Below are 12,550 nucleotides of genomic sequence, written 5' to 3' on the forward strand. Positions count from 1 at the left end.
AAAAACTCTATTATGAAACATAAACGCTCTTTGACGGGCTCAATATTTTTTCTGGTGACCCATTGACCACGCTTGGCTCTCAACAAAAAAGAAAACCCTCCACAGCCTGGCTGGTAGTCTTAAAACTCCTTATTACAACCGGCTTGTTGATATGGATATTTCACAAATTTGACCTGAAAAATTTTCAGCATACCTTGGAAACAATAAATCACAATTATGTATTACTGGCTTTTGTACTACACACTATCGCCTATGTGATTTTCGCTTTACGTTGGTGGACCTTATTGCGAATCACCAAAGACTGCCCGTTTTCCCGAATAGTCCCAGCGTACTACCTGGGACTGTTTTGGAATAACTTTTTACCCACGGCGGTGGGTGGTGATGTGGTGAGAATCATTAAGTTACGCAATAGCGGCTTCAATACCGGCGAACTCATATTATCGAGCATGGCTGATCGGGCTATAGGCTTGTACAGTATTTTAGTACTGGGGGCTGTTGCTTTTGTCGCCAATACGCAACTACACATACCGGAATTAAATTTTACCTGGACTCTCTTAACCATTGTTTTAATCATTGGCGGCTCCGTAGCGTTACTGTCAACCCGCTGCCTACGTTTTTTTTCCCGGTTGTTTTCCAGCTTTGAGAACTTTCGACCGGCAAAATTTGCCCTAAGCGCATTGGACACGGTTAAGCTATATGTAAAAAACAAGAGTATCCTGATTTATGTTTTCTTTTATTCATTCAGCGCCCAATTTTTAATTATACTGAGTTACATGCTATTAGGGGCAGCACTGAACCTCAATGTCCCATATGGCGTTTTTTTTGCCGTCATTCCGGTGGTATTTGTGGCTTCCAGCATCCCTATTTCAATCGGCGGACTGGGAGTTAGGGAAAGCGTTCTTATCAGCCTGCTAAGCCTATACGCGGTAAACCCGCAAGCTTCCATGGCTTTATCCATTGTTTATTTCTCCATGCTTATTCTTATTACCCTGCCAGGAGCTGTTTTCATTTTCAACCTCCAACGCCATTCTCAGCCCTATGACAAAATTTGTCAGTAAGCGCCCCTCTGAAAACTCAACAGATACATTTTTTAACCACAGTTTTACAGACCGTATTGGAACACTTAAATAATCAACAAGTTAAATGGCTTTTCATTCTGGCACGCAGTCTGCATATTGTGAATCACGCGCTAAATCAGCCGTAACAATCCGGAAGCCGCGGTTGAAGTGCGCGCTACCGAACACGACTAAAGAGAAAATCTGGAGGCAATATGAAACGAGTACAACAGGGTTTTACCCTTATCGAACTGATGATCGTGGTAGCCATTATTGGTATTTTGGCCGCGATCGCTATTCCGGCGTATCAAGACTACACGGTACGCGCCAAAGTATCCGAAGTAATCGGTTTAGCATCTGCTGCTAAAACGACCTTGTATGAATCCTACTCTACAAATGGCACTATGCCTGCTACGAACGCTCAATTGGTTACCGACTCAACTGCCGTATTTGTGGCATCAAAATTTGTAAATGCTGGCACATATGCACTTGACGCCACCAGTGGCACGGCAGCCACATTCACTTTGACACTGACAGGTTTGAGCGGTGATGCAAATTCTAAAACCATGCAGTTCGCCTACACAGCTCAAGCTACCGGTATGCAAATGACTTGCAGCGGCGGTACTTTACCAGACAAATTCAGACCTTCTACCTGTAAAGCTACTACTCCTGCTGGTACCTAAAATAGAAGCTGTAGTTCTCTACAAACCGTCTCTCTTCACAGAGAGGCGGTTTTTTTATGCCTGTTGATTATTTTGTGATCCAACGCACACTACACCCTTGCAACCAGGGACGTTCAGGATTTAATGTTCTAGTGTGATATTTTTGAACTAAAAATTGCTATAGAATTGCCGATAGTATTTCAGTTAGGGGTTTTCGGCATCATATCCGAGTAAGCCTATTGATTTAAGGAGCCATTTTCTATAGCTTGCTCTAACACGCCACGAAAACACAATTGGTTAAGATTAAATCAAGATAGGCAGATATGGCTACACCTCGCACACAAATGAATCTCAGCGGCCTGGCCCGCAAATTAGTCATGGATGGAGTCCTTGCCGAAGCCGCGGCCATAAAAGCCCAGGAAGATGCCAATCGGAAAAAGATCCCTATTGTCTCCTACTTGGTTGAGCAGAAACTGGTCAACAGCAAATTGCTGGCCATCGTAGCTTCGCAAGAATTCGGGGTTCCATTAATGGACATAGATGCCATTGAGCTGGACCCGGAAGTTACCAAACTGGTAGATGAAAAGTTGGTACGGCGCCACAATGGCTTACCTTTGTTTAAACGCGGTAATCGCCTGTTTATCGCCGTTTCCGATCCCACAAACCTCATGGCCCTGGACGAAATCAAGTTCCACGCGGGTTGTAACACCGATGCAGTCCTGGTTGAAGAAGATAAACTTAAACGGGTGATTGAATCCGCCATGTCTGATGCCGACACTTCGCTAGCGGATTTGGACGGGGATCTGGATGATCTGGATATCGGCGTTGACGATGACGCGGATAGAGATAACGACTCGGGCGGCGGAGATGCGGATGACGCTCCGGTTGTACGTTTTGTCAACAAAGTACTGTTGGATGCCATTAACAGTGGTGCCTCGGATATTCATTTTGAACCCTATGAAAAATACTACCGCGTGCGCTTGCGCCGTGACGGCGTTCTGAACGAGATCGCCACACCCCCGGTAAGTTTGGCGAAACGCCTGTCTGCCCGTATTAAGGTTTTATCACGACTGGACATTTCCGAACGCCGCATTCCACAGGACGGTCGTATGAAAATGAAATTGTCCAAGAATCGCGCCATCGACTTTCGTGTGAGCACCTGTCCCACCTTGTTTGGCGAAAAAATCGTAATGCGTATTCTCGATCCCAGCAGTGCCAGTCTGGGCATTGACGCTCTGGGATACGAACCTATACAAAAACAACGTTATATGGATGCTCTGTCCCAGCCACAAGGCATGATATTGGTGACCGGCCCCACCGGTAGCGGTAAAACCGTATCCCTGTATACGGGGCTGAATATACTCAATACCGAAGACCGCAATATTTCCACTGCGGAAGACCCGGCGGAAATTAACTTACCGGGGATTAACCAGGTCAATGTGGACCCCAAAGTGGGGCTCACCTTCTCCGCGGCTCTGAAAGCCTTCTTACGTCAGGACCCGGATGTGATCATGGTGGGTGAGATTCGAGACCTGGATACAGCAGAGATAGCGATCAAAGCGGCACAAACCGGTCACTTGGTGTTATCGACCCTGCATACCAATGACGCGCCACAAACCCTGTCCCGTATGATGAATATGGGCGTAGCAGCCTACAATATCGCCTCGTCCGTATCACTTATTATTGCGCAGCGCTTGGCCAGACGCCTGTGCTCTTGTAAAAAGCCGCTGAACATCCCCAAAGAAGCCCTGATTGAAGAAGGCTTTAAACCGGAGGAAGTGGGCTCCTTGAAAATCTTTGCACCCAACGGCTGCGATCAATGCAACAGCGGTTATAAAGGTCGAGTGGGTATTTATCAAGTCATGCCTTTATCCGAGGAAATGGCACGCATTATCATGGAAAGCGGAAATGTGATGCACTTGGCAGAACAAGCCCAGAAAGAAGGTATTAATGATTTACGTCAGTCCGGATTGCTCAAAGTGAAGCAGGGCGTGACCTCGCTGGAAGAAGTTAACCGAGTCACTAAGGAATAATTTATGGCCAAAGCAGCTCAAGCGAAAACTGCGGATACATTTGTCTGGGAGGGAACCAATAAACAAGGCAAGCGCGTCAAAGGTGAAACGACCGGCGCCAGTATCGCTCTGGTTAAAGCGGATTTACGACGTCAGGGCTTAACGCCGCTGAAAGTAAAGAAAAAACCTAAAGCATTGTTCGGCGGTGGACAAAAGAGTAAAAAAATCACATCCAAAGACATTGCTGTTTTTGCGCGCCAATTGGCCACCATGATGGCGGCAGGGGTACCGCTGGTACAGGCATTTGAAATCGTTGGCCGGGGCCATGAAAACCCCAGTATGCAGAACCTGATTATGGCCGTCAAAGCAGACGTAGAAGCCGGTAACTCCCTGGCGGAAGCCATGGCCAAACACCCACTGCAATTTGATGATTTGTTTTGCAACCTGGTCCATGCAGGTGAACAAGCCGGTATCCTGGAAACCTTGTTGGACAAGATCGCCACTTACAAAGAAAAAGTGGAGGCCATCAAGAGCAAAATCAAAAAAGCCTTGTTTTACCCGGTGGCTATTGTGGTGGTGGCCTTTGTCATTACCGCAATTCTGTTGATTTTTGTAATCCCCCAGTTTGAGAGCATGTTCGCCAACTTCGGGGCGGATTTGCCGGCGCTAACCCAAATGGTTATTGTCGCGTCCAAGATATTTCAAGATTGGTGGTGGGCGATCTTCGGCGGCCTGGGAGCCGGCGTCTATGCGATGATACAAATGAAACAACGTTCTACAGCATTTAATGTTGCCATGGACAAACTGATATTAAAACTGCCGGTCGTAGGCGAAATCATTACCAAAGCCACCATCGCCCGCTTTGCCCGAACCCTATCCACCATGTTTGCCGCCGGTATGCCCCTGGTGGAAGCCATGGATACGGTGGCGGATGCGGCAGGAAATATTGTATACACTAATGCCATTCGCATCATGAAAGATGAGGTGTCCACCGGCACCCAGATCAACGTATGTATGAAAGCCAGCGGCCTGTTCCCCAATATGGTGGTACAAATGGTTGCCATCGGTGAAGAAACCGGCTCTATTGACAGTATGTTGGCAAAAGTGGCGGACTTCTATGAAGAGGAAGTGGACGACCTGGTAGATGGTCTCAGCTCCCTGTTGGAGCCATTTATTATGGCAATCCTTGGGGTTTTAATTGGTGGCCTGGTTATCGCCATGTACCTACCCATCTTCAAAATGGGTGAAGTGGTTTAAACCCTACCGGTCAAAACCTAGCACTGGTTTAACTCAAAGGACCCCATGGACGACCTGCTAACCCTGCTACAATCCAGCAGCGCTTTTTTGATCGGTGTCACGACGGTCGCCGGCTTGATTGTGGGAAGTTTTCTCAACGTCGTCATCCATCGACTACCCATTATGCTGAAACGGGACTGGAAACAACAGTGCGAGGAATTTCTGCAAGAAGATGAAACGGTAACGCTAAAGTCCAACACCAGCGCCTCACACGAAGCCAGTCCCAGGTACAATTTGATCACGCCCGCTTCCACCTGCCCCCAATGCGGTCACAAGATTAAAGCCGTGGAAAATATCCCGGTGATCAGCTACCTCATACTCAAAGGCAAATGCGCCCATTGTAAAACAGCGATTTCCTTACGTTACCCAATCATCGAGACGGTTACAGCGCTGTTGTCAGCCACGGTAGCCTGGCATTTTGGCTACGGACTACCCTTGTTGGCTGCTTTGTTCCTAACTTGGGCTTTAATCAGTTTGACCATGATAGACTTTGATCACCAACTGTTACCGGATGATATTACTTTGCCCTATTTATGGCTGGGATTACTTCTGGCCTTATCCGGGGTATTCACTGATATTCATTCCAGTGTTATTGGTGCCATTGCCGGCTACCTTAGCCTGTGGCTCTTTTATTGGGCTTTTAAGCTATTAACCGGCAAGGAGGGTATGGGCTTTGGTGATTTTAAATTATTCGCCCTATTCGGAGCTTGGTTGGGTTGGCAAATGTTGCCCCTGATCATTCTCTTATCCTCTCTGGTAGGCGCTCTGGTAGGCATCAGCCTGGTGGCATTGCGGGGACGTGACAAAAACATCCCTATACCCTTCGGCCCTTATCTCGCCGCTGCAGGTTGGATCGCTTTGCTTTGGGGTCAAGAAATCAGTAATGCGTATTTGAAAATCTCCGGTATAAGCTAAATCAATGCTGATAATCGGTCTCACTGGTGGAATTGGCAGCGGCAAAACCACAGTTTCAGATCTATTCCATCAATTGGGCGTTGATATCATCGACACTGACGTAATAGCGCGCCAATTGGTTCAGCCCGGACAGGAAGCACTGCAGCAGATTGTTGCCCATTTCGGAGTTGGTATGCTGGATCACAAGGGCCGGTTACAGCGAGAGAAATTGCGCGAATTGGTTCACAGTGACAAACTAGCCAGGGAACAACTCGAAGCCATATTGCACCCACGCATTAAACAGCAAACCCTGGATAAAATCTGTCAATTACAAGCCCCTTACTGCCTGGTGGTGGTTCCCCTGTTGTTTGAAAGCGGCTGGCAAGACTTATTTGACCGCATATTAGTGATAGACAGTTCACAGGAACAACAAATGCAACGGATACAACAGCGGGATCAGTTGTCACAAGAGCAGGCCAGTCGCATAATGCACAATCAGATAGACCGCCGGCACCGTTTGGCGGGTGCGGATGATGTTATGGAGAACCGGGGGGATATTAGCGAACTCAAAGCCAAAGTGGAACAATTGCACAAATTTTACCTATCGCTGTCGTAACAGCTGATTGTTTTTCACTCAGGCATAATTATTGCGTTACTATTTTACAAGCAATTTCGTTATTTTTATTTCACTTTTATTTACTCAAAGATTTTATATTCAGCAGCAGCCGAGAATGATGGAAAACTTAATTACCTATGTACAACCGCTTAATGAACGCTTGCGTTTCTTTATGCGCCTGGAATATTTATTTACTCAAGCCAACCATGCCGCAGCCAGTGATTGCCTCCACGACTCCCATGTGGCCGTTAACACATTGCTCGACATTATGGGAATTATCAATCAGCAGGACCTGAAAAAAGAAGTCATCAAGGAATTGGAGCGAATCAACCAAACCCTGACCCCGCTACAAAATACCCCTGATATCCAGCATGGTCGACTTAACGATATTCTCCATTCGCTGCATCAGTATCGTGGCGAATTGCACAGCATATCCGGCCCCATCGCTCAGGAACTGCGCGATAACGAGTTTTTGAAGCATCTGCAACAACGCAAAAACATCCCCGGCGGTCTTACCGAGTGTGATCCGCCGATTTATAACCACTGGTTACACCAAGCTCCGGAAAAGAGAAAAGCCGATCTACAACAGTGGCTAAAGTGCTATGAACCGTTACACAAATCCATTGAGCTTATCATTGATTTGATCAAACAAAGCACGAATGGCATTCAAAAAACTGCAGAAAATGGTGTCTATCAACAAAACCTGGACAGCAATACTCCTTATAAAATGGTGATGGTAGCCGTACCCCCGGACATGCCTTATTTTGCGGAAATCAGCGGTGGAAAGCATCGCTTTACGGTTCGCTTTATGGACAGCACCAGTAAACCTCGCCCAGCCCAAACCAACAATACGGTGGTATTTGACCTTTATTGTTGCGCCCTATAAGCTGCCATGGATGACGTAGCGGCTAAATTAGATTTTCGGAATAGCTTATGCAAAAAACCGTTAAATGCCCCACTTGCAACAAACCCGTGATCTGGGACAAAAACTTTCCTGAACGGCCCTTTTGCAGCAGTCGCTGCCGCTTAATAGACCTAGGAGAATGGGCTTCTGAATCCCATCGAATTGTCACTGAACCAGATGATTTCACTGAAATCACGGATTCGGATTCGGATTGGTAGGCCCCCAAAAACCTCGAATTCCCGCCACACCCTGTCCGCCTCGTTGCCTGATTTGCTGCAGATCTGAAGGTTTTATTCCGCCCAAGGCATACACAGGCACCCTGGCTTGATTTACCAGGTTTTCGAATCCATCCCATCCCAAAGGATGCGCCCAAGGGTGGCTTTGTGTGGCTTGCACCGGTGAGGCTAAAACACAGTTAACGCCCAGCGTTTGAGCTTTGTTCAACTCTTCCGCATTGTGGCAAGCGGCGCTTACCCAGCGCACATCCGGTCTGCTGCGCAATTGTTGTAACCAAAAAGAGGACAGATGCAGACCATCGGCGGATACTTGCGACAGCAAGTCCGGATCGCCGTTGAGAAACAACAAAACCCCCTGGTCGCGGCATTGCTCGGCAACTTGAACTGCCAGATCAAGATACTGTTTTCGGGACAAAGTTTTACAGCGTAGTTGCAGCATCTTGATGCCACTGCGCAACACCTGAGACAGCTGCTCCAAAAAGGACTGCTGATCCTCCGGTTCGGGAGTGATGACGTACTCCCGCGGTAATAAAAGACTGTCTATGATGCCTTGATTGGCCGCCGGAAATTCATAATCTTCCAATTGGGACAGAGGCAACCAACGCCAGGGTTGTCCCTCGCGAGACTCCACCGCTCCGCTGTAGCCTTTTGATACCCACACATCCAGAAAAACCTTCTTGTCGTCATAGGCATAGGGAATTTGAACCAAAGGATCGGCACGCTGCAGCCCCACACCCAGCTCTTCCAACAACTCCCGCTGCAAAGCTTGAAACGCGGTTTCACCGGGTTCCACTTTGCCGCCGGGAAACTCCCATTTACCACCTTGGTGCAAATACTCTGCGCGGCGGGAGATCAGCACGTCCCCCTGCGGATTGAAAACCACAGCTACCGCCACATGGACTGCGCTGTTGTCAACGAATGTTGTCACCAAAAGCTGGAACGACTAAGTGCGATATTCGGCATTAATTCGGACATAGTCATAGGAGAAATCGCAGGTCCACACCTGAGTGCTGTGTTCGCCGCGATTCAGCGCCACACGCACGGTGATTTCGTTTTGCTCCATCACGGCCTGCCCTGCCGCTTCGGTGTAATCCGGTGACCGGCCACCGTCGCGAACAATACAAACTTGGTCCAGATAGATTTCCACCGCATTAATATCCAAGGTCACACCGGAACGGCCCACTGCGGCCAGGATACGGCCCCAATTGGGATCAGAAGCAAACATGGCCGTTTTCACTAAGGGGGAATGGGCGATGGTGTAAGCCACATCGTGGCACTCCTGCATTGATGCGCCACCATTCACCTCGACCGTGATCAGCTTGGTCGCACCTTCACCGTCACGCACTATATCCTTAGCCAACTCCTGAGCCAACCGGCACAAAGCATCGCAGAATAATCGATAAGCTGCAGAATCAGCGGTAATTTCCACTCCTGAACGACCGGTGGCCATGAGTACGCAGGCATCGTTGGTGGAAGTGTCACCGTCTACCGTAATGCGATTAAAGGACTGCGTCACGGCCTCGTTCAAACATTGTTGCAGCAAGGTCGGCTCTATTTGAGCGTCGGTTCCGATAAAAGCCAACATGGTCGCCATGTTCGGCCGTATCATGCCTGACCCTTTGGCAATGCCGGTTAAGGTGATGCTTTGATCTGCCACCGGAATTTGGTAGGAATGGGCCTTGGTCACCGTATCCGTGGTCAATATGCCATGGGATGCCTGTTCCCAACCATCAACCGTCAAGTTCTCGACTAACGCCGGTAAAGCAGCGACAATTTTTTGTACTGGAAGATTCTCACCAATGACACCGGTGGAGAAAGGCAACACCTGCTGTTCATCACATTGAAGCAATTGAGCCAGTTGGCGACAACTCTCTTGGGCATCTGCCATGCCCTGCTGCCCCGTACCGGCATTGGCATTTCCCGTATTTATCAATAAACAAACGGGTTTATGAGTTTGCAGGTGGTTTTGGGCCAGCAATACCGGTGCGGCGCGAAATTCATTGCGGGTAAAGACCGCCGCCACAGCCGTCTGCGGTACCATCTTAATGGCCACCAAATCACGACGATCGGCTTTTTTGATCCCGGCACAAACCGTAGCCAGCTCGATACCGGCAACAGGATGTAACTTAGCTGAGTTTGCCATGGCACTGCTTAAACTTTTTACCCGAACCACAGGGACAGGGCTCATTGCGCCCGACTTTTCGCTCCTGCCGCACAAAAGGCTGGTGTTGCCCTGCCTCCTCTTCCTCTTCCCCACCACCCCCTCCTCCAGCGGTCATGGACTGCATTTGTTCGTGCTGAAAGGACATGGGTGCACTGGAGCGACGTTGCTCTTCAACCGCTTCCACATCCGATTCGGCGCGGACCTGAACCCGGGAAACTATGGTGATGACCTCAGTCTTGATACGTTCCAACATGGCACTGAACAGTTCAAAAGCCTCTCGTTTGTATTCCTGCTTGGGATTTTTCTGCGCATATCCCCGCAAATGGATCCCTTGACGTAAATGATCCATGGTGCTCAGGTGATCTTTCCATTGATCATCCACCACTTTTAACGTCACAGCTTTTTCGAAATGGCGTAAAACTTCACTACCGGCCATGGCTTCCTTGTCTTTGTAGGCATCCACCATTTCCTGCTCAATTTTGTCACGCAAAGTCTCTTCGTGTAAGTTGTGATCTTTGTCCAGCCACTGGCGCAGCGGCATGCGCATGCCAAATTCGGCTTCCAATGCTTTTTCCAATCCTGGCACATCCCACATCTCGTCCATGCTGCCGGGAGGGATATAAGTACTAATCACATCATTGATGACATCATGACGAATGGCCCGAACGGTTTCAGAAACATCGTCTGTTGACATCAACTCATTGCGCTGTTCATACACAACTTTACGCTGATCATTGGCCACATCGTCATATTCCAATAACTGTTTGCGTATATCGAAGTTGTGTCCTTCCACTTTGCGTTGAGCATTTTCGATTGCCCGGCTCACCAAGGTATGTTCTATGGCCTCGCCTTTTTCCATACCCAGCTTACGCATCATATTACCGATACGGTCGGAGGCGAAAATACGCATTAAATTGTCCTGCAGCGACAAATAGAAACGACTGGAACCGGGATCTCCCTGACGACCGGAACGTCCTCGCAGCTGATTATCAATACGCCGCGACTCGTGCCGTTCCGTACCTATGACATGCAAACCGCCTGCATCCAGAACTTGCTGATGCAATTTTTGCCATTGCTCCGAATCCATCGGCGTATCCCCGGCTTGAGGATTGCCACCCAACACAATATCCGTACCTCGACCCGCCATGTTGGTAGCAATGGTCACAGCACCCGGGCTGCCCGCCTGAGCCACGATTTGTGCCTCGCGCTGATGCTGTTTGGCGTTAAGCACTTCGTGGGGAATATTTTCTTTTTTCAGTAAGTTGGATAAATACTCGGAGGTTTCAATGGAAGCGGTACCAACCAATACAGGCTGTTGGCGTTTACGGCAGTCTTTGATATCTTCCTTAATCGCTTCAAACTTTTCTTCGAAGCTCAAATACACCAAATCTGCATGATCCTTGCGACGTACCTGCTCATTCGTGGGAATCACCACCACTTCCAAGCCATATATCTGTTGAAATTCGAAAGCTTCCGTATCCGCAGTACCGGTCATACCTGCTAACTTATTGTATAGACGAAAATAATTCTGAAAAGTAATTGAAGCCAGAGTCTGGTTTTCCTGTTGCACCGGCACCCCTTCTTTGGCTTCCACCGCCTGGTGTAATCCATCAGACCAGCGGCGCCCTTCCATGGTACGTCCTGTGAACTCATCCACAATCACGATTTCGTTATTTGCCGAAACGATATAATCCACATCCTTATGAAACAGGGAATGGGCCCTGAGAGCGGCATTTAAATGGTGCATTAATCGAATATTGGCCGCATCGTAGAGGCTTTCACCTTCTGCAATCAAACCTGCCCGGGCCAGCAAGTCCTCCACGTTTTGATGACCGCGCTCGGTAAAGTAGGCCTGCTTGGATTTCTCGTCAATGTAGAAATCACCACCTTGACCTTCCTCCACCTCCTCACCTTCCTGACGCTCCAATTTTGGTATTAACTTATTGATTTTTAAATAGAGATCAGAACTATCTTCTGCCGGCCCGGAAATAATCAAAGGCGTCCTGGCTTCGTCAATCAAGATGGAATCCACCTCGTCCACGATGGCAAAGTTCAGTTCACGTTGAACTTTCTCATCCACGCTAAATGCCATGTTGTCACGCAGATAATCAAAGCCGTATTCATTATTGGTTCCGTAGGTGATATCCGCTTGGTACGCCGCCCGTTTTTCTTCGTGGTTTTGGCCGGATAAAATGACGCCCACGCTCAGTCCGAGGAAGTTATACAAGGTTCCCATCCATTGGGCATCGCGCTTGGCCAGGTAGTCGTTTACGGTCACCACATGCACCCCTTTACCACTGAGGGCATTCAAATATACCGCCAGGGTAGCCACCAGGGTTTTACCCTCCCCGGTACGCATTTCCGCAATTTTGCCGTCATTGAGCACCATAGCGCCAATGAGCTGCACATCAAAATGACGCATATTCATACTGCGACGTCCTGCCTCCCGAACGGTGGCGAAGGCTTCCGGTAACAAGCCGTCTATTTTTTCCCCCGCCGCCACGCGATCTTTGAATTCCTGAGTTTTGGCTTTGAGTTGCTCGTCCGTCAGGGCTTCAATCTGGGGTTCAAGAGCGGAAATTTGCGTCACGACTTTGTTTAATCGTTTAACTACCCGGTCATTCCGACTACCAAAGATTTTATTCAGTACCTTGCTTACCATTTTGATTCTTTATATTTGTGTGTGGATTTTAGGACTGCCTTTTATAAAG

10 protein-coding genes and 2 pseudogenes are annotated in these 12,550 nt (G+C 48.5%); 9 read left to right on the forward strand and 3 right to left on the reverse strand.

Annotated elements, in window-relative coordinates; genetic code table 11:
• Positions 1-62 precede the first annotated feature (62 nt).
• From OEY58_02340 to yacG, 9 genes and pseudogenes are all read left to right on the forward strand, one after another.
• Entirely contained in the window at positions 63-1,058 is a 996-nt protein-coding gene (locus OEY58_02340) for a flippase-like domain-containing protein (GenBank protein ID MDH5324280.1), read from the forward strand.
• 212 nt (positions 1,059-1,270) lie between these two features.
• Positions 1,271-1,411, forward strand: a pseudogene (locus OEY58_02345) (prepilin-type N-terminal cleavage/methylation domain-containing protein).
• Positions 1,388-1,738 (forward strand): annotated as a pseudogene (locus OEY58_02350) (pilin). The pseudogenes OEY58_02345 and OEY58_02350 overlap by 24 nt, the downstream one beginning before the upstream one ends.
• Positions 1,739-2,040: 302 nt before the next feature.
• On the forward strand, positions 2,041-3,750 hold the full coding sequence (pilB, locus tag OEY58_02355; protein MDH5324281.1) for a type IV-A pilus assembly ATPase PilB: 1,710 nt from the start codon (positions 2,041-2,043) through the stop codon (positions 3,748-3,750).
• A 3-nt stretch (positions 3,751-3,753) separates the two neighbouring features.
• Positions 3,754-4,986: a type II secretion system F family protein gene (locus OEY58_02360; protein MDH5324282.1), complete on the forward strand. Its 1,233-nt coding sequence runs from the start codon at positions 3,754-3,756 to the stop codon at positions 4,984-4,986.
• Between the two features lie 45 nt (positions 4,987-5,031).
• Entirely contained in the window at positions 5,032-5,940 is a 909-nt protein-coding gene (locus OEY58_02365; protein MDH5324283.1) for an A24 family peptidase, read from the forward strand.
• A gap of 4 nt (positions 5,941-5,944) precedes the next feature.
• Positions 5,945-6,535 (forward strand): dephospho-CoA kinase, encoded by a 591-nt coding sequence (gene coaE, locus OEY58_02370; protein ID MDH5324284.1) that lies wholly within the window; start codon positions 5,945-5,947, stop codon positions 6,533-6,535.
• 115 nt (positions 6,536-6,650) lie between these two features.
• Positions 6,651-7,421 (forward strand): cell division protein ZapD, encoded by a 771-nt coding sequence (gene zapD, locus OEY58_02375; GenBank protein ID MDH5324285.1) that lies wholly within the window; start codon positions 6,651-6,653, stop codon positions 7,419-7,421.
• Positions 7,422-7,468: 47 nt separating this feature from the next.
• Positions 7,469-7,657, forward strand: a complete 189-nt coding sequence (gene yacG / locus OEY58_02380) for a DNA gyrase inhibitor YacG (protein MDH5324286.1) — start codon at positions 7,469-7,471, stop codon at positions 7,655-7,657.
• On the opposite strand, the gene OEY58_02385 is transcribed toward yacG, so the two are convergent.
• From OEY58_02385 to secA, 3 genes are read right to left on the reverse strand one after another with little or no spacing between them, the layout of a single operon-like run.
• Complete coding sequence (locus OEY58_02385) at positions 7,632-8,603, reverse strand: Nudix family hydrolase (protein MDH5324287.1); 972 nt, start codon at positions 8,601-8,603, stop codon at positions 7,632-7,634. The two genes, yacG and OEY58_02385, sit on opposite strands and share 26 nt — an antisense overlap.
• Before the next feature lie 15 nt (positions 8,604-8,618).
• Positions 8,619-9,818, reverse strand: coding sequence for a bifunctional glutamate N-acetyltransferase/amino-acid acetyltransferase ArgJ (gene argJ / locus OEY58_02390; protein ID MDH5324288.1), 1,200 nt, complete (start codon positions 9,816-9,818; stop codon positions 8,619-8,621).
• Entirely contained in the window at positions 9,802-12,501 is a 2,700-nt protein-coding gene (gene secA, locus OEY58_02395; protein ID MDH5324289.1) for a preprotein translocase subunit SecA, read from the reverse strand. Before secA ends, argJ begins: the two co-directional genes overlap by 17 nt.
• Between the last annotated feature and the right edge of the window lie 49 nt (positions 12,502-12,550).

This window comes from Gammaproteobacteria bacterium (assembly GCA_029882975.1).
Classification (GTDB): domain Bacteria; phylum Pseudomonadota; class Gammaproteobacteria; order SZUA-152; family SZUA-152; genus JAJDNG01.

Excerpts from the sequence above, each read along its gene's own strand:
- OEY58_02365 (MDH5324283.1), top strand. The coding sequence starts at position 5,032 with ATGGACGACCTGCTAACCCTGCTACAATCCAGCAGCGCTTTTTTGATC.
- yacG (MDH5324286.1), top strand. The coding sequence starts at position 7,469 with ATGCAAAAAACCGTTAAATGCCCCACTTGCAACAAACCCGTGATCTGG.
- OEY58_02360 (MDH5324282.1), top strand. The coding sequence starts at position 3,754 with ATGGCCAAAGCAGCTCAAGCGAAAACTGCGGATACATTTGTCTGGGAG.
- secA (MDH5324289.1), bottom strand. The coding sequence starts at position 12,501 with ATGGTAAGCAAGGTACTGAATAAAATCTTTGGTAGTCGGAATGACCGG.
- argJ (MDH5324288.1), bottom strand. The coding sequence starts at position 9,818 with ATGGCAAACTCAGCTAAGTTACATCCTGTTGCCGGTATCGAGCTGGCT.
- zapD (MDH5324285.1), top strand. The coding sequence starts at position 6,651 with ATGATGGAAAACTTAATTACCTATGTACAACCGCTTAATGAACGCTTG.
- pilB (MDH5324281.1), top strand. The coding sequence starts at position 2,041 with ATGGCTACACCTCGCACACAAATGAATCTCAGCGGCCTGGCCCGCAAA.
- coaE (MDH5324284.1), top strand. The coding sequence starts at position 5,945 with ATGCTGATAATCGGTCTCACTGGTGGAATTGGCAGCGGCAAAACCACA.